The sequence below is a fragment of the Microbacterium istanbulense genome, from assembly GCF_037204145.1.
Lineage (GTDB): Bacteria > Actinomycetota > Actinomycetes > Actinomycetales > Microbacteriaceae > Microbacterium > Microbacterium istanbulense.
This window is the reverse complement of sequence record NZ_JBBDGN010000005.1, coordinates 22,398-38,970: the sequence shown is the minus strand read 5'-3', so window position 1 is coordinate 38,970 and position 16,573 is coordinate 22,398. Positions and strand designations below refer to the sequence as shown.

Sequence of the window (16,573 nt, the reverse complement as noted above, 5' to 3'; positions counted from 1 at the left end):
TCGGACGAGGGCCTCGGATGCTGCATCCGGGGCCCTCTCTGCATGTTCCCCCTCCCGCAGCCCGTGTCCCACTTTCCGCTGTACATGTCCCACTTTCTGCAGGGCATGTCCCAAAAACTGCGGTTATCCGGCCTGTTTGACAGCAGTTTTTGGGACATGCTGCGCCGGATGCCGGATGCCGGATGCCGGATGCCGGATGCCGGATGCCGGATGCCGGATGCCGGATGCCGGATGCCGGATGCCGGATGCCGGATGCCGGATGCGACCACGCGCGAGGGTTACAGCCGTGTCGACCTCGCGCGGGAATGTGCGCTTCGCGCGGAGGCATCCGTCATTTCTCTCCGCGCAAAGCGCACATCTCCGCGCGAAGCAACCTTCCCGCCCGGCGGTATCCACGAAAAGCGGGACACGCACCACGAAAAGTGGGACATGCACGACGAAAAGTGGGACATGCACGACGAAAAGTGGGACATGCACGGTGAGCGGACGCTCAGCCGCTGAGGCCCCACGGGAACAGCATCCAGAAGATCGCGGCCGACACCGCGACGGCGGCCGCCACGAACACGGTGTCCCGTGTGCGCCAGGGCACCAGGTGGCGCTCGGTGCGGGTCGGGTAGGCGCCGAAGGCGCGGGCATCCATCGCCAGCGCCACCCGCTCCGCATGACGAATCGCACCGGCCAACAGCGGCACGATGTATCCCCAGCCGCGCGCCAGCCGGGCGAACGGCCCGCGGCCCCCATGCTGCCCCCGCACCCGATGAGCGGCCCGGATCACGTCGAGTTCATGCCGGAATCTCGGCACGAACCGGAACGCCGCGAGCGCCGTGTACCCGATCCGGTACGGCATCCGCAGCTGCTGCACGCTCGCCCGCACCAGGTCGGGTCCGCTGGTGGTCAAGCCGCCGATGAGCGACAGGGCAAGAATCGCGCCGAGCCGCAGTGACGTGGCGAAGCCGATCTGCAGCGCCCCGGCGTGCAGCATCCATCCACCCCACTGCACCAGCACCGCAGACGCATCCACCTGAGCGGGATCGACCCAGATCGCGAATCCCACCCCGATCACGACGAGTGCCAGCGGCACCGCCACGAACAGCGCGAGCGCCGTCGTGCGGGTCAGCCGCGCCCCGATCAGCAGCACGACGTATGCCGCCGCGAGGAAGACCGCCGGCACGACCAGATCGCGCACGAACACCAGCAGCACGATCGCGGGTAGCACTCCGGCGATCTTCGCGAGCGGATTCAGCCCGTACAGAAACTGCCATGGCCTGGTCGGCACCAACCGGGCATACGGGTCCAGAAGGCTCATACGCCTCCGATCCGTCCGCGCAGCCCCGGCGGCAGCAGCCGGTGCAGTGCGGGCAGTCGCAGCCCGGCCGATTCGAACAGCGTCTCGTCGGCGAACAGCTCCGCCGTCCTCCCTGTCGCGTGCAGGCGACCGTCGGCGAGGATCACCGTGTGCGTCGTGTGATCGGCGACGAGTTGCAGGTCGTGCGTGACCAGCACGATCGTCGTCCCCTCGTCGCGCAGCTGCTCCAGCAGATCCAGCAGTTCGCCGGCCCGGGCGCGGTCCTGACCGAAGGTGGGCTCGTCCAGCGCGAGGACCCGCGGCCGGGTGATCAGCGCCGTGCCCACAGACAGGCGCCGCTTCTCACCGCCCGAGAGCAGGAAGGGATGGATGCCCGACTTCCCGGCGAGTCCGAACCGTCGCAGCATCTCGCCGACGCGCTCGTCGATCTCGGCATCCGGTACGCGTTGCCGGCGCAGGCCGTGCGCGAGTTCCTCGAAGACCGTGGCCGAGATGAACTGATGCTCGGGGTTCTGAAACACGAAACCGATGCGCGCCGACAGCTCTCGGGGAGACGCCTTCGCCGCATCCCGTCCATCGACCTGCACCTGCCCACGCGGCGGCGGCACGACGCCTGCCAGCGCCTGGATGAGCGTCGTCTTTCCGGCACCGTTCGCGCCGACGATCGCGGTCAGGCTGCCCGCGGGGATGTCGAGGTCGATGCCGTGCAGCAGCTCGGTGCGGCCGCGGCGTACGGTCAAGCCACGCGCCTGGACGATCGGGGGAGCGGCGACGGCATCCGACTGCTCGCTCAGCGTGCTGAGATCCGGCAGATCTGGTGCGGCATCCAGCCCCGCACGCAACTGACCCGGCGTCAGCGGCAGCGGTTCGAGCCGCACGCCCAGCGCGCGCAGTCGCAGCGCGGCGAGGGATGCCGCCGGCAGCCACACCCCCATCTCGACGAGGTCGTCGGTGTGCGCGCGCAGCACCTCGGCGGCGGGGCCGTCGATCGCGACGTGCCCCGCGCGGTCGAGCACGATCACTCGGGTGACGAAGTCCATCGCCGCGTCGAGGTTGTGCTCCACGAGCAGGATCGCCCGGTCACCCGCGGCGACCACATCGGCGAGCGCGGCGTACACGTCGTCGATGCCCTGCGGGTCGAGATTCGCCGTCGGCTCGTCGAGCACGATCAGCGGGGAGTCCAGCGCAAGCGCGCACGCGATCGCGAGGCGCTGCCGGCCGCCTCCGGAGAGCACGTCCGGGCTCTCTGTCCGGCGCTCCCACAGCTGGGTGCGCCGCAGGGCATCCTCGGTGCGCCGCTCGACCTCGGCGACCGGCAACAGCAGGTTCTCGGGGCCAAAGGCGACCTCGTCGTAGACGGTGGCGGTGACGATCTGCGCGTCGGGGTCTTGGAACACCATGCCGACCCGCGTGCTCAGGGTGGCGGTGGGCGTCGTCGCGGTGTCCAGCCCCCCGGCGATCACATCGCCGGTCATCGCAGCGGGAACCGCGTGCGGGATCAGCCCGTTCAGCGCCAGGGTGAGCGTCGATTTGCCTGACCCGGACGGCCCCAGCAACAGCACCACTTCCCCGGGGTGGATGTCGAAAGTCGCGCTGCGCGGGGCGGGATGCGTGGCATCCGCGTGCGTGATCGACAGGTCACGCACGCTCAGCAGGGGCGCGGATGGGCGCACGGCGTAACCCCGGTCTCCAGCGGATCGAATTCCTCCAGGTTAGTCGACCCTAACCTGACCGGCCACCGCGGCCGGAGTCCTCAGCGCTGGGCGACGCCCGCGCGACGCAGCGCCGAGCCGATGCCGAGCCCGATGGCGGTCCAGATGACCGGCCCGAGCACCGACAGCAGCAGGTAGGCGATCTGCGCCCACGGCGGCAGGGTGCTCAGGTGCGCCACGAAGAACACCACGACGGCGACGATCGCGCCAATGATGACTGCAGAGATGAAGAAGCGCCACGGCCCCCACGAGCGGTAGCGGGTGAGCGCGGCGACGCCTTCCTGCACGGCACCGAACAGCAGCGCGGTGCCGATGAACCGCAGTGCCCACGCCGGGTTGAACGCGCTCGCGATGAGCGCCGCGATCAGGTGCGTGACCAGGGCGACGTAGCGCTCGCGCAGCACTTCCTGCGCGATGATGCCCGGCAGCACGTGCGACCCCAGCACCAACCCGTAGGCGTAGGGGGCGAGCACGAGGACGGCCGGCGTGAGCAGCCCGGCGATCCCGCCGAGGATGCCGGTGGCCACGCCGATCGCGGCGCAGACGAGCAGCGTCCGCGTGCTGAGGAACGGGCGGGTCTTCACCGACTCAGCCTATCGGCGCGTCCGGTGCCAGGGCTGGGCCGGATGCCGGAGAAATTCCGGGCTGCGGCACGTTGGGTAGCCGGGCGTCATAGCCAATGGGTAGGTTGGGCGACGGTGCGGCAACGCGGCCGCACTGCAATCATCAGGAGCAGCTCATGGGACGAAATCCCCTCCGAGTGACAGCGGCCGTATCCCTGGCCGCGTTGTTCATAGGGTCCGTAGCAACCACCGGATATGCGGCAGAGGGGGTGACGACACCCACCCCGATCGAGGGGACGCCCGGCCACTACATCGTGGTGCTGAAGGCCGATCCTCTCGCGAGCTACGACGGCGGCACCGCCGGCCTGAAGGCGACGAAGCCTCAGAAGGGCAAGCAGCTCGACGCGCAGTCCGCGAACTCGCAGAAGTACGTGGCGCACCTCAAGAACGAGCAGCGCAAGCTGGCCAAGGCAGCCGGCGTCACCCCAGACGCCAGCTACGCGGTCACCCTCAACGGCTTCAGCGCCGAATTGAGTGGTGCGCAGGTCGACAAGCTCCGCGCGTCGAAGGATGTGCTCGGCGTGTTCCCTGACAGCGTCCGCCACCCGCAGGCGCAGTCGTCGACCGACTTCCTCGGGCTGGGTTCTGACTCCAACGGCACCGGTGGCCTGTGGGAGGAGACCGGCGGCGTGGACTCCGCCGGCGAAGGCGTCGTGGTCGGCGTGATCGACACCGGCATCGCCCCGGAGCACCCGTCCTTCGCGGGCGACAAGCTCAAGAACAAGAGCAACAAGAAGTCGAACGGTCAGCCGTACACCGACGGCAAGTTCGTCTACTACGACAAGAGCGACGGTACGACGTTCCGGAGCCCGGTCGTCAAGGGCCAGGACTGGAACAAGCACGACTACTCGACCAAGCTCGTCGGTGGTCAGTACTTCTCGTCGGGCGCGAAGGCCGCTGGCTTCGACTTCGCCTACGACTACCTCTCGCCGCGTGATGGCGACGGCCACGGCTCGCACACCGCGAGCACCGCAGCCGGCAACTTCGGCGTCGATGCCTCGATCGAGAACATCGACTTCGGCACGGTCTCGGGTGTCGCCCCGGCCGCCAAGGTATCGGCCTACAAGGCCTGCTACGTGGGCCCCGACCTGGCATCCACCGACGATGACATCTGCGCGATGAGCGACCTGCTGGCCGCCATCGACACGGCCGTCGGCGACGGTGTCGACGTGATCAACTACTCGATCGGTGGCGGTTCGGCCTCGAGCGTGCTCGAGCCCGACGACATCTCCTTCCTCAACGCGGCGGCCGCGGGCGTCTTCGTCTCGGTCTCAGCCGGCAACAGCGGACCGGGTGCCGCCACGGCCGACCACGCCTCGCCGTGGTACACGACGGTCGCGGCATCCACCATCCCGACCTGGGAAGGCACCGTCACCTTCGAGGGCTTCGAAGAGGCAGGCGCCTCGGTGAGCGTTCCGTTCGGCGAAGAGGTGACCGGCCCCTCGATCTACGCCGGTGACGCCTCGGCCGGTGACGGCGCGAAGCTGTGCCTGCCCGGCTCGCTCGACCCGGCCAAGGTTGCCGGACACATCGTGGTCTGCGAGCGCGGTACCAACGCCCGCGCCGAGAAGTCGCAGGTCGTCAAGGATGCCGGTGGCATGGGCATGGTTCTGCTGAACGTGCCCGGCGGAGCCGACTCGCTCGACAACGACTTCCACGCGGTTCCCACCGTGCACCTGTCGTCTGTTCACCACGCCGCGGTGCTCGCGTACGTTCGCGGTGGTACCGACCGCCCGATCACGCTCATCGGTGAGAACATCACCGGCGAGGAGACCCCGGTACCCCAGGTCGCCGGCTTCTCGAGCCGTGGCCCGATGAACGCCGACGGCTCCGACATCATGAAGCCCGACGTCGCCGCCCCCGGTGTCGCAATCCTCGCCGCGACCAACAACGGCCCCGACGAGAAGCCGACCTTCGGCATCCTCTCGGGAACCTCGATGGCCGCGCCGCACGTCGCCGGTCTCGGTGCGCTGTACCTCGGTGAGCGTCCGAACGCCTCGCCGGCCGAGATCAAGTCCGCGCTCATGACGACCGCCTACGACACGGTCAACCGTGACGGCTCGGCCAACACCGATCCGTTCGCGCAGGGCGCCGGTCAGGTCGACCCGAGCCGCTACTTCGAACCCGGGCTGCTGTACCTCAACGGCATCCAGGACTGGGCTGCCTTCATCGAGGGCAAGGGCCTGGCGGAGTTCGACGGCATCGAGCCGATCGATGGCAGCGACCTGAACGGCGCGTCGATCTCGATCGGCACGCTCGCCAGCGCGCAGACCGTCACCCGGACGGTCACCGCCACCGAGGCGGGCACCTACACCGCGCAGGCGTCGATCCCCGGCGTCAACGTCACGGTCGAGCCGTCCACCCTCTCCTTCGCGAAGGCCGGTGAGTCGAAGACCTTCACGGTCACCTTCGACAACTCCACCGCCCCGGTCGAGAAGTGGGCGAGCGGTTCACTCACCTGGACGAAGGGCGACACCACGGTGCGCTCGCCGATGGTGGTCTTCCCCGTGACGGCCGACGCGCCGGCCGAGGTCGCCGCCTCGGGCGCCGACGGCAGCACCGAGATCGAGATCACCCCCGGTCTGACCGGAGAGATGCCGCTGAACCTGGCGGGTCTGGCGAAGTTCGAGTTGCTGGTCGACGCGGCCAACCCCGTCGAGGGCCACTCGGGCAACGAGAACTCGGGCGACGAGGACAAGGACGTCATGTGGATCGTGAACGTGCCCGAGGGCACCGACGTGTCGCGCTTCGACCTCGACTCGTCGGACGACACCGGCAGTGACCTCGACCTGACCGTCTACCGGGTGATCTCGCCCGACGACCTGCGCTACTACCAGCGCTGGCAGTCGGCGACCGGCTCGGCCGACGAGCAGGTCACGATCACGGCGCCGACCGCGGGTACCTACATGGTCGTTGCGAACATGTACTCGACCAGCGGGCCGATGACGTGGGACATGACCTACGCCAACGCGGTTCCCGGTGGCGAGGGTTCGTTCACCGCCGACCCGAACCCGCTGGCGGTCACCCGTGGTGAGAACACCAGCTACGACCTGTCGTGGTCGGGTCTGGCTGACGGTGAGTACCTCGGCGTCGTCCGCTACGGCGACTCCGGTGTGCGCACCATCGTGACGGTCACCGCACCGTAACGAGGTCGCGAAAGGGCCGGATGCTTCACACGAGGCATCCGGCCCTTTCCTGTGCCCCGAACCCCGGATGGGCCCCCTGAGCCTGTCGATGGGTCCCTGAGCCTGTCGATGGGTCCCTGAGCCTGTCGAAGGGCCCCGAACCCCGGATACGGCTGTGTCAGCGCTGGGTGGTGATGCCGGGCAGCACAAGCGTGAGCCACCGGCGGCGGACCTCGGCGGAGAGGTCGGTGGGCGCCGTCGCCATCAGCAGGTAGAAGTCGTCGACGGTGACATCGGGACGAATGTCGCCCGCCTGCTGGCCGAGGGCGAGGAGCTCCGCCAGCGCCGCACCCGCGCGGATCTCGTCGGGCTGGTCGCCGTGGCCGCCCACGCCGAGCCCCCGCGCCGCCGCCTTGACGGCGTGAGTGTGCGCAGCGGACTCCACCACGCGGTCCAAGAACCCCACGACCTCATCGACCGCTGCCGCCCCATCGTGGGCGCGCGCCAGGGACGCCTCCGCGTCGTCGGCGACTCTCACGACGTACGCCGCGATCACGGCAGCGAGCAGGTCGGTCTTGGTGGGGAAGTGCCGATAGAGGGTGCCGACGGCGACGCCGGCCGCTTTCGCGATCTCGTCCATCCCGACATCCGGTCCGTGCTCGCTGATCTGTGCCTGCGCCGCGTCGAGGATCTTGCGGCGGTTGCGGACCGCGTCGGCCCGCATGGGGCGGTCAAGGGACATGTGCTGCTCCTGGAGGTGAGGTCTTCGTAAATGAGAGTCGAACTCGCACTTGCATCAAAGTGAGTCATGGTTCATGATGTTGATGAACCAAGATTCACATTACATCGGGAGATACGAAATGACCACCAAGACTGCCCTCGTCACCGGCGCTTCCTCCGGCATCGGCGAGTCGACCGCTCGCAAGCTGCAGTCCCTCGGCTTCACCGTCTACGGCGCTGCGCGCCGCACCGACCGTCTACAGAAGCTCGCCGCAGAGGGCATCCGCCCGCTCGGGATGGACGTGACCGACGAGCAGTCCATGAAAGACGGCGTCGCGAAGATCATTGCCGAGACCGGTCGGATCGACGTGCTCGTCAACAACGCGGGCTATGGATCATACGGCGCGATTGAGGACGTCCCGATCGACGAGGGCCGTCGCCAGTTCGAGGTCAACGTCTTCGGTGCGATGGCCCTTGTCCAGCTTGTCGTGCCGCACATGCGCGAGCAGAAGAGCGGAACGATCGTGAACATCACCTCCATGGGTGGCAAGATCTACACCCCGCTCGGCGGCTGGTACCACGGCACGAAGTTCGCGCTCGAGGCGCTCTCGGACTGCCTCCGCCTGGAGCTCGCACCGTTCGGGGTCGACGTCGTCGTGATCGAGCCCGGCGGAATTGCGACCGAGTGGGGCGGAATCGCCGCCGACCACCTTGACGAGTCGTCGAAGGGCTCCGCGTACAAGCGGCAGGCCGATGCGGTCGCGAAGTCGCTACGTTCCGAGGCCAACGCGAACCGCAACAGCCCGCCGTCGGTGATCTCGGATGCCATCGGCAAGGCTGTCACCGCGGGCCGTCCCAAGACTCGGTACGCGGTCGGATTCGGCGCCAAGCCGCTGATCGCTGCGGGGAACATCCTCTCTGATCGCCAGTTCGACGCGCTCATCACGCGTGCCACCGGCGTGCCCCGCGACTAATCGACTCCCGGTTCCGTGGACCCCCGATGCCACGGAACCGGGCTCGTTCACATCGGGAATCAGAGCTTTCGGGTGCGGGGCATGAGCCGCACGGGCGGTAGGGGAGGAGCGGGGATCCGCTCGTCGCCGTGCCCGATGACGTGCCCGAACCGCTCCGAGCCCGCCTCCCAGGCATCCCGCGCCGCGACGATGTCCTCGTGCGAGCGGCCGGCGAAGTTCCACCACATCACGAGGTCCTCGTCGAACGGTGCGCCGCCGAGCAGGAACAGCAGCGCGCCCTCTTCGCTCATCACCTCGACCGCGTCACGGGAGTCACCGAGGTAGAGCATCTCGTTCTGTTCCATCGGATGCGCGGCCACGTGCGCGTCGCCTTCGACGAGCACGATCGCGTGCTCCCAGGCGACCGTGAGCGGCAGCTCGACGCGTGTGCCGGCCGGCAGGCGGATCTCGGCGCCGACGATCGGCGTGTACACGGTCGCAGGAGAGTCGACCCCGGCGAAGCGCCCGAGCACGACGGTGGCCTCGGCGTCCTCGCCGTCCGCCGCGGGAAGCGTCACCACCGGCAGCTCCGTGTGCTGCTCGAAGCCCGGCGTCGTGGCCGAGCTGGGCAGTGCGACCCACAGCTGCAGAGCATCGAGCGGGCGGGCACCCTCACCGACGGAGTACTCCGAGTGCGAGATGCCGTACCCGGCGGTCATCAGATTCAACTGCCCGCGGCGCAGGTCGACATCGCTGCCCACCGCATCGCGATGGCGGATCTCACCCACGAGCGGCCACGTCACGGTCTGCAATCCGATGTGGGGATGCGGCTCGACCCGCATGCGAGTGTCGGCCGGGCCGAATCGGTCGAGGAAGCACCACGCCCCGATCGTCGGCAGGTTGCGGTGCGGCAACGTGCGCAGCACGAACATGTTGCGCACGCCGCCAAGCGGCACCTCGCGGGGCTCGAGGGTCAGCCGCCGCGGCCCAATCATCGGTTCGGCCAGCGGATCTGGGCCCCGGGGATCTCGTGGGTCTCCAGGTACTGGGCGATGAACGGGCAGTAGGGCACGATCGTCTCGTCGTGGGCGACGGCATCCGTCAGGGCATCATGGGCAAGCCGGGTCGCCAGGCCCTTCCCCTGGAAGGCAGGGTCAACCTCGGTGTGCACGAAGAGGATCTCGCCCGGGCGCAGCTTGTACTCGGCGAACCCCGCAAGCACACCGTCATAGTGGATCTCGTAGCGGGATGCCTCGTCGTTGCGAGTGACCGTGATGTCTGCCATGGCGGCTCCTTCCAGAAGGTGCCTCCAAACCTACGCCCACGCTGAGGCGTCGGGGCGGGACCTGCCTGACCGGTGTCGGTCGCGCAGGTTACGGTGGAAGGATGCCGCAGCCCCCGCGCGATCCGTACGAGGATCTCCCCTACGACGATGAGCCCTGGGGCGACCCGGAGGACATGGACTGGGTGCCGCCCGCCGACGACTACGTGCCGTCGTCCGACTGGGGACAGCCGGCGCCCGCCGCCTCGCGCCCGACCGCGGCCCCGGTGGCATCCGTTCGCCCGGCACCCGCCCGCTACGCGACGCCGGGCGAGGCGCTGCACACCGTCTTCGGATACGACGCCTTCCGTGGTGACCAGGCTGCGATCGTCGAGCACGTCATCGCCGGCGGCGACGCCGTGGTGCTCATGCCGACGGGTGGCGGCAAGAGCATCACCTACCAGGTGCCGGCGCTGGTGCGCGAAGGCACCGGGCTTGTGATCAGCCCGTTGATCGCACTCATGCACGACCAGGTCGACGCGCTGCGCGCCAACGGTGTGAACGCGGCGTACCTGAACTCCACCCAGTCTCCCGACGAGCGCCGTGCCGTCGAGCGCGCGTATCTCGCCGGCGAGCTCGACCTCATCTACGTCGCCCCCGAGCGGCTGTCATCACCGCAGACCACACAGCTGCTGCAGAAGGGGCAGCTCAGCGTCATCGCGATCGACGAGGCGCACTGCGTGTCGCAGTGGGGCCATGACTTCCGGCCCGACTACCTCGCGCTCGGCGACCTCGGCGAACGGTTCCCCGGGGTGCCGCGCATGGCGCTCACCGCCACGGCCACGCGGGCCACGCATCAGGAGATCACCGAGCGGCTCGCCCTGCCGACCGCGCAGCACTTCGTGGCGAGCTTCGATCGGCCCAACATCCAGTACCGGATCGTGCCGAAGGTCGATCCGCGCAAGCAGCTCGTCGCGTTCATCCGGTCGATGGGCCCTTCGACGGGCTCAGGGACCCAGCCGGCAGGCATCGTGTACGCGCTCAGCCGCAAGTCGGTCGAGCAGACGGCCGACTATCTCGCCGCGCAGGGCATCGACGCGATGCCGTATCACGCAGGCCTGCCGGCCGAGGTGCGCGCCGCCAACCAGGCGCGATTCCTCCGCGAGGACGGCGTGGTCATGGTCGCCACCATCGCCTTCGGCATGGGCATCGACAAGCCCGATGTGCGGTTCGTCGCGCACATCGACCTGCCCAAATCGGTCGAGGGGTACTACCAGGAGACCGGTCGCGCCGGGCGTGACGGCGAGGCATCCGTGGCGTGGATGGCCTACGGCCTGGGCGACGTCGTGCAGCAGCGGCGCCTGATCGACCAGAGCCCCGGCGACCGCACCTTCAAGATGCGCATGGGGCAGCATCTCGACGCGATGCTCGCCCTGTGCGAGACGGTCACCTGCCGCCGGCAGAACCTGCTCGGCTACTTCGGACAGGACTCCGGGCCCTGCGGCAACTGCGACACCTGCCTGGAGGCGCCGGAGACGTTCGATGGGCTGATCCCCGCGCAGAAGCTGCTCTCGACGATCGTGCGCCTGAAGCGTGAGCGGAACCAGGCATTCGGCGCAGGACACCTCATCGACATCCTGCGCGGAGCATCCACCGACCGCATCCGCAAGATGGGGCACGAGCAGATCGCCACGTACGGCATCGGCGTCGACCTGTCAGAGCAGGACTGGCGCAGCGTCGTGCGACAACTGCTGGCTCGGGGCATCCTCGTCGCGCAGGGGGAGTACGGCACCCTCGCGCCCGGCGAGGCAGCCACGGGGGTGCTGCGCGGTGAGACGCCGGTGCCGTTGCGGCGCGACACGATGGGCCGCACCACCGCGACGCGGGCCCGCAAGGCATCCGCCGCCGACGCCCTCGCCGAGGGTGACCGGTCGCTGTTCGAGGCGCTGCGCGCCTGGCGTGCCGAGACTGCTCGCGAGCAGGGGGTGCCGGCGTACATCGTCTTCGGGGATGCCACCCTGCGTGCCCTCGCCGAGCACCGCCCGTCGTCGGTGAGCGCGCTGGAGGGCATCAGCGGCATCGGCGAGAAGAAGCGGGATGCCTACGGCGAGGCCGTCGTCGCCGTGATCGCCGCCCACTGACCGGTCGCGCGCCTGCCCGCACGCCGCGCTCTCGCACGCGGAGTGCACTAACGTCGCTGAATCGCCCGTGGGGGAAGCGTTACTGCACACCGCGTGGGCGCCGACGCGCGCAGTGAGCGCAAATGCGGCTGAATCGCCGGTTTCGGATGCGATTGGGCTCACCGGATGCGGGAGGCAGGGCCCCGGATGCGTTTGTGCTCACCGGATGCGGGAGAGGGCGCTGCAGAAGTGGAGAACGCTCGCTCGTTCCCACTGGAGCGAGCGTTCTCCATCCTCACCGCGGCGCGCGCCGCACCCTCACTGCCCGGTGAAGTCCTCGACGTGTGTATGCACCGTCGCGGAACCGCTGAGCAGTTTCGACACCGGGCAGCGCGCATGCGCCGCGGTGAGGATCTCCTCGGCCTGGGCGTGCGTTGCGCCTTCGGCCGAGAGGTACGCGTCGACGTGGAACTCGTACCCCGGCCCGGGTTCGGACTGGTGCAGTTCCACCTCCACCCGCACCGAGGTGCGCCGAGCGCCCGCCACGATCACCTGGGCGGTCGCGTTGAGACACGTCGACCAGGCGAGCGCGAGCAGCTGCTCGGGATTGGTGCCGGCCTCGACGTTCGTGCCCAGCGGCGACGCCACGGCCACGTCCAGCCCCCCGGGAACGTGGGCCCTGCCGTCACCACCATCGCTGTTGATCGCCTGCGTCCGGTACCGCGCACCCATGCCCCCATCATAATTGGACGTCGTACAGAAACTGGTCGCGGGCGGTGGGAGGGGCCCGCATCCGCCCCGCTGAATGCATCCGGCTGTCGACAGCCGACAACGCGGCACGACACGCCCCTCCCGACCCTTTGTTCAGGATGCACAGTCGACTTCACGCGATGTTGTCGTAGATCTACCATGACAATGTCCCTACACCTCTCGAGAGGAACCGTCATGGTCGACGCCGCCGTCCGTCCCGCATCCGCCAACAGCCCCACGCACGAGCCGCACCTCGATGTCGCTCGCGTCAACGACCTGCTGCTCGGCACCTGGGCTGACACGCGTCGTGAGGCGCGCGAGATGATCAAGGACTCCGCCTTCTGGCGTGACGACAGCCTCGGCAAGGACGAGCACCGCGAGCGCGTGCTCAGCCAGCTGCACCTGCTCGTGCGGAACAAGGCCGTGCACCGCGCCTTCCCGAAGGAGTTCGGCGGCGAGGCGAACAACGGCGCCAACATCGCCGGCTTCGAAGAGCTCGTCGTCGCCGACCCGAGCCTGCAGATCAAGTCCGGTGTGCAGTGGGGACTGTTCGGATCGGCCGTGCTGCAGCTGGGCACCGCCGAGCACCACAAGAAGTGGCTGCCCGGCATCATGAGCCTCGAGATCCCCGGCGCGTTCGCGATGACCGAGATCGGGCACGGCTCGGATGTCGCCGCCGTCGGCACAACGGCGACCTACGACCCCGAGACCGAGGAATTCGTGATCAACACGCCGTTCCGCGGCGCCACCAAGGAGTACCTCGGCAACGCCGCCCTGCACGGCATCGCGGCGACCGTGTTCGCGCAGCTGATCACCGACGGCGTCAACCACGGCGTGCACTGCTTCTACGTGCCGCTACGCGGTGACGATGGCAAAGACTTGCCCGGCATCGGCCGCGAGGATGATGGCCTCAAGGGCGGTTTGAACGGCATCGACAACGGCCGACTCAGCTTCGACCACGTGCGCATCCCGCGCACCAACCTGCTCAACCGCTATGGTGACGTCGCCGCCGACGGCACCTACAGCAGCTCGATCGACAGCCCCGGTCGCCGGTTCTTCACCATGCTCGGCACGCTCGTGCAGGGTCGTGTCTCGCTCGACGGCGCCGCCTCGTGGGCATCCGCACTCGGCCTTTTCATCGCCATCACCTACGGCACCCAGCGGCGCCAGTTCGACGGGGCGAACGGTGAGGAGCGCGTGCTGCTCGACTACGGCAAGCACCAGCGCCGCCTGCTGCCGCGTCTGGCCACCACCTACGCGCAGATCTTCGCGCACGATGAGTTCCTGCAGAAGTTCGACGGCGTCTTCTCTGGCCGCACCGACACCCCCGAGGACCGTGAGGATCTCGAGACCCTGGCCGCCGCCCTCAAGCCGCTGTCCACCTGGCACGCGCTCGACACCCTGCAGGAGGCCCGCGAAGCGTGCGGCGGCGCCGGCTTCATGTTCGAGAACCGACTTGTCGGCCTGCGCGCCGACCTCGACATCTACGTCACCTTCGAGGGTGACAACAACGTGCTGTTGCAGCTGGTCGGCAAGCGTCTGCTCACCGACTTCGCCGGTCAGTTCAAGGGCAAGGATGCTGCCGCCATGGCCAAGTTCGCCGTCGAGCAGACGGCGGGCAAGGTCTTCCACGGCGCGGGGCTCCGAGCCCTCGGCCAGGCCGTCGCCGACCTCGGCTCGACCGCGCGTTCGGTGGAGAACGGTCTGCGCGAGGAGCAGCAGCACGAGCTGCTCGCCGAGCGCGTGCAGCAGATGGTCGCTGACATCGCCGGGCGCCTGCGCCCCGCGGGCCGTGACAAGGTGCTGGGCGAGAAGCTGTTCAATGAGAACCAGGCCGAGCTCATCGAGGCGGCACGTGCGCACGGCGAGCTGCTCCAGTGGGAGGCGTTCACCGACGCTGTGCACTCCGTCGAAGACGCCGGCACCCGGCAGGTGCTCACCTGGCTGCGCGACCTCTTCGGCCTGCAGCTCATCGAGAAGCACCTCGCCTGGTACCTCATCAACGGGCGTCTGTCGGCGCAGCGCGCCGCGGCGGTGTCGCGCTACATCGACCGGCTCTGCGCGCGTCTGCGTCCCCATGCGCTCGACCTCGTCAACGCCTTCGGTTACGAGCCGGAGCACGTGCGTGCACCGATCGCCTCTGGCGCCGAACAGCAGCGTCAGGACGAGGCCCGTGCGTACTACGCCGAGCTCGCGGCTTCGGGACAGGCCCCGATCTCCGAGAAGGCGTTGAAGAAGTCGGCGGCGCGCTGACTCAGGCGGCCTGTGCGCGCAGGCTCCGCCGCCGCACGATCAGTGCGGTGGCGGTGAACGCCAGGTAGAGGATGCCGACCGTGAGCGGCACGCACAGCTCGAGCAACCGCATGAGCATGTTGGCGGCTTCGATGCCGAAGGGGCGTAGCATCCCGAACACCAGTGCGGGGCTGCCCAGCAGAACCACGACGTTCAGCGTGACGAGGATGATGCCCGGCAGCACCAGCGCGTAGGGCGACCAGCGAACGGCAGCCAGCGCCGCGACGACCAGCAGTGTTCCGCCGACGATCGCGAGCGCGACCAGCGGCATCACGTCCAGGCGCGCGAAGCGCATGACCTGCGTCGCCACTGCGCCGGCTCCCCACGCGATGGCCACGCCGCCGGCGAGCAGGGCGAGGGGGATGCCGATCAGACCGCCGATCGTGCCTCCGATCGCCAGGGGGCCGGGCGTCGACGCAGCGCTGCCAGCGCCAGGCCCAGCCCGCCGAGCGCGGGAAGGATGGTCAACGGCACCCCGGCGATCAGGCCGTCCAGCCATTCGCGGGGCAACGAGTTTGCCAGCAGGCGGTACATCCCCATCATCAGCGCGGGGACGGACGAGAACAGCAGGGCGGCGAGGCCCAGCGCGCCAGCGGCGAGCAGTCCGGCCGAGCTCCAGATGCCGGTGAGCACGATGCCCACCAGCAGCGCGATGCCGATCGCCAACTGCAGGCCAGGGGCAATCGCGCCGGACAGCTCGAGTCCGGCGTTGGCTGCAGTGGCGGCGAAGCGCCATTGGGCGCCGCCGGTCGCCACCATCCCGACGGCGATCGGTGCGAGCAGCAGGGCGATGACCGCCGTGATGATTCGAGCGGTCCACCTCGATGCGCGCATTCCGCACCTTCCCCCAGTTCTGCGCAGCCCCCGCTGCGTGCCTCCACCGTATCGAGTGTCCGTCCTGCCTTCTACGCTGAACACATGGCATCTGTGATCACCGGCCCTGACGACCTCGCTCGCTGTGGGTGGGTCGGTGATGATGCCGAATACCGTCGGTATCACGATGAGGAGTGGGGCTCGCCGCTGCGCGGTGACCGGGCGCTGTTCGAGAAGATGGCGCTCGAAGGTTTTCAGGCGGGGCTGTCGTGGATTACGATCCTGCGCAAGCGTCCCCGGTTCCGCGAGGTGTTCGCCGGGTTCGATCCGGCGACGGTCGCCGCGTTCGGTCCAGATGACGTCGAACGCCTGATGGCGGATGCCGGAATCATCCGCAACCGCGCCAAGATCGAGGCCACGATCTCGAACGCGGCGCTGGTGCGAGATATGGCCGCAGGTGAATTCGATGCCTTGATGTGGTCGTTCGCCCCACCCGCACGACCCCGCCCGCACTCGCTTGGCGATGTGCCGCCGGTGACGGCCGAGTCCGAGGCGATGAGCAAGGCTCTGCGCAAGCGCGGGTTCCGGTTCGTCGGGCCGACGACGATGTATGCGCTGATGCAGTCGGCTGGCATGGTCGACGACCATGTCGAGGGATGCTGGAGGGCTGTTCCCCACCCGTGACGGGGGCTGATGGGTATTCCTCCCCATGCGCTCGACTCGATTATCACGGTCGGCCGTCGTTAGGATGAATCGTCGCGCGTGTCGGCACACGTGCGCGGGTGTCGGAGTCGAGACCGGCGCTGTTCAGGGGGAAATTTTCGATGAAGGCACTGTCGTGGGTACGTTCGCGGCCAAAATCTGTCGCATCTGTCGCGGGGGTCGCGATCGGTGCGTT

The 16,573-nt window shown here is 68.7% G+C and carries 15 protein-coding genes; 6 read left to right on the top strand and 9 right to left on the bottom strand.

Annotated features, from left to right (window positions below):
- Positions 1-156: 156 nt before the first annotated feature.
- Entirely contained in the window at positions 157-501 is a 345-nt protein-coding gene (locus WDU93_RS06760; RefSeq protein ID WP_337318877.1) for a hypothetical protein, read from the top strand.
- On the opposite strand, the gene WDU93_RS06755 is transcribed toward WDU93_RS06760, so the two are convergent.
- The 3 genes from WDU93_RS06755 to WDU93_RS06745 form a co-directional block, all read right to left on the bottom strand.
- Positions 491-1,306: an energy-coupling factor transporter transmembrane component T gene (locus WDU93_RS06755; protein ID WP_337318875.1), complete on the bottom strand. Its 816-nt coding sequence runs from the start codon at positions 1,304-1,306 to the stop codon at positions 491-493. The genes WDU93_RS06760 and WDU93_RS06755 overlap by 11 nt on opposite strands.
- Positions 1,303-2,979, bottom strand: a complete 1,677-nt coding sequence (locus WDU93_RS06750) for an ABC transporter ATP-binding protein (protein WP_337318873.1) — start codon at positions 2,977-2,979, stop codon at positions 1,303-1,305. The genes WDU93_RS06755 and WDU93_RS06750 overlap by 4 nt, the downstream gene beginning before the upstream one ends.
- An 80-nt stretch (positions 2,980-3,059) precedes the next feature.
- The gene (locus WDU93_RS06745) at positions 3,060-3,602 is read right to left on the bottom strand and encodes an ECF transporter S component (protein WP_337318871.1); all 543 of its coding nucleotides are present in this window, start codon (positions 3,600-3,602) and stop codon (positions 3,060-3,062) included.
- Positions 3,603-3,850: 248 nt separating this feature from the next.
- On the opposite strand from WDU93_RS06745, the gene WDU93_RS06740 reads away from it, so the two are divergent.
- Positions 3,851-6,787: a S8 family serine peptidase gene (locus WDU93_RS06740; protein ID WP_337318869.1), complete on the top strand. Its 2,937-nt coding sequence runs from the start codon at positions 3,851-3,853 to the stop codon at positions 6,785-6,787.
- A 157-nt stretch (positions 6,788-6,944) separates the two neighbouring features.
- On the opposite strand, the gene WDU93_RS06735 is transcribed toward WDU93_RS06740, so the two are convergent.
- Positions 6,945-7,508 carry a TetR/AcrR family transcriptional regulator gene (locus WDU93_RS06735; RefSeq protein ID WP_337318867.1) on the bottom strand — a complete coding sequence of 188 codons (564 nt, stop codon included), beginning with the start codon at positions 7,506-7,508 and terminating at the stop codon, positions 6,945-6,947.
- 118 nt (positions 7,509-7,626) lie between these two features.
- On the opposite strand from WDU93_RS06735, the gene WDU93_RS06730 reads away from it, so the two are divergent.
- On the top strand, positions 7,627-8,460 hold the full coding sequence (locus WDU93_RS06730) for an oxidoreductase (RefSeq protein ID WP_337318865.1): 834 nt from the start codon (positions 7,627-7,629) through the stop codon (positions 8,458-8,460).
- A gap of 59 nt (positions 8,461-8,519) precedes the next feature.
- Here the strand turns inward: WDU93_RS06730 and WDU93_RS06725 are convergent, their stop codons facing one another.
- Both WDU93_RS06725 and WDU93_RS06720 read right to left on the bottom strand, forming a co-directional pair.
- Positions 8,520-9,434 carry a pirin family protein gene (locus tag WDU93_RS06725; RefSeq protein ID WP_337318862.1) on the bottom strand — a complete coding sequence of 305 codons (915 nt, stop codon included), beginning with the start codon at positions 9,432-9,434 and terminating at the stop codon, positions 8,520-8,522.
- Positions 9,431-9,724: a GNAT family N-acetyltransferase gene (locus WDU93_RS06720; RefSeq protein WP_337318861.1), complete on the bottom strand. Its 294-nt coding sequence runs from the start codon at positions 9,722-9,724 to the stop codon at positions 9,431-9,433. The genes WDU93_RS06725 and WDU93_RS06720 overlap by 4 nt, the downstream gene beginning before the upstream one ends.
- A gap of 101 nt (positions 9,725-9,825) precedes the next feature.
- On the opposite strand from WDU93_RS06720, the gene recQ reads away from it, so the two are divergent.
- Complete coding sequence (gene recQ / locus WDU93_RS06715; RefSeq protein ID WP_337318859.1) at positions 9,826-11,841, top strand: DNA helicase RecQ; 2,016 nt, start codon at positions 9,826-9,828, stop codon at positions 11,839-11,841.
- A gap of 297 nt (positions 11,842-12,138) precedes the next feature.
- On the opposite strand, the gene WDU93_RS06710 is transcribed toward recQ, so the two are convergent.
- A complete protein-coding gene (locus tag WDU93_RS06710) occupies positions 12,139-12,552 on the bottom strand; it encodes an OsmC family protein (RefSeq protein WP_337318857.1) in 414 nt (137 codons plus the stop codon).
- A 213-nt stretch (positions 12,553-12,765) separates the two neighbouring features.
- On the opposite strand from WDU93_RS06710, the gene WDU93_RS06705 reads away from it, so the two are divergent.
- Complete coding sequence (locus WDU93_RS06705; RefSeq protein ID WP_337318855.1) at positions 12,766-14,823, top strand: acyl-CoA dehydrogenase family protein; 2,058 nt, start codon at positions 12,766-12,768, stop codon at positions 14,821-14,823.
- A gap of 1 nt (position 14,824) precedes the next feature.
- On the opposite strand, the gene WDU93_RS06700 is transcribed toward WDU93_RS06705, so the two are convergent.
- Both WDU93_RS06700 and WDU93_RS06695 read right to left on the bottom strand, forming a co-directional pair.
- Positions 14,825-15,172, bottom strand: coding sequence for a hypothetical protein (locus WDU93_RS06700; protein ID WP_337318854.1), 348 nt, complete (start codon positions 15,170-15,172; stop codon positions 14,825-14,827).
- Positions 15,173-15,231: 59 nt separating this feature from the next.
- Entirely contained in the window at positions 15,232-15,696 is a 465-nt protein-coding gene (locus WDU93_RS06695) for a hypothetical protein (RefSeq protein WP_337318852.1), read from the bottom strand.
- Between the two features lie 84 nt (positions 15,697-15,780).
- Here WDU93_RS06695 and WDU93_RS06690 point away from each other — a divergent pair, with 84 nt between their 5' ends.
- Entirely contained in the window at positions 15,781-16,359 is a 579-nt protein-coding gene (locus WDU93_RS06690) for a DNA-3-methyladenine glycosylase I (RefSeq protein ID WP_337318850.1), read from the top strand.
- Positions 16,360-16,573: the final 214 nt, after the last annotated feature.

Excerpts from the sequence above, each read along its gene's own strand:
- WDU93_RS06735 (WP_337318867.1), bottom strand. The coding sequence starts at position 7,508 with ATGTCCCTTGACCGCCCCATGCGGGCCGACGCGGTCCGCAACCGCCGC.
- WDU93_RS06710 (WP_337318857.1), bottom strand. The coding sequence starts at position 12,552 with ATGGGTGCGCGGTACCGGACGCAGGCGATCAACAGCGATGGTGGTGAC.
- WDU93_RS06690 (WP_337318850.1), top strand. The coding sequence starts at position 15,781 with ATGGCATCTGTGATCACCGGCCCTGACGACCTCGCTCGCTGTGGGTGG.
- recQ (WP_337318859.1), top strand. The coding sequence starts at position 9,826 with ATGCCGCAGCCCCCGCGCGATCCGTACGAGGATCTCCCCTACGACGAT.
- WDU93_RS06725 (WP_337318862.1), bottom strand. The coding sequence starts at position 9,434 with ATGATTGGGCCGCGGCGGCTGACCCTCGAGCCCCGCGAGGTGCCGCTT.
- WDU93_RS06695 (WP_337318852.1), bottom strand. The coding sequence starts at position 15,696 with ATGCGCGCATCGAGGTGGACCGCTCGAATCATCACGGCGGTCATCGCC.
- WDU93_RS06705 (WP_337318855.1), top strand. The coding sequence starts at position 12,766 with ATGGTCGACGCCGCCGTCCGTCCCGCATCCGCCAACAGCCCCACGCAC.
- WDU93_RS06760 (WP_337318877.1), top strand. The coding sequence starts at position 157 with ATGCTGCGCCGGATGCCGGATGCCGGATGCCGGATGCCGGATGCCGGA.
- WDU93_RS06755 (WP_337318875.1), bottom strand. The coding sequence starts at position 1,306 with ATGAGCCTTCTGGACCCGTATGCCCGGTTGGTGCCGACCAGGCCATGG.
- WDU93_RS06730 (WP_337318865.1), top strand. The coding sequence starts at position 7,627 with ATGACCACCAAGACTGCCCTCGTCACCGGCGCTTCCTCCGGCATCGGC.
- WDU93_RS06720 (WP_337318861.1), bottom strand. The coding sequence starts at position 9,724 with ATGGCAGACATCACGGTCACTCGCAACGACGAGGCATCCCGCTACGAG.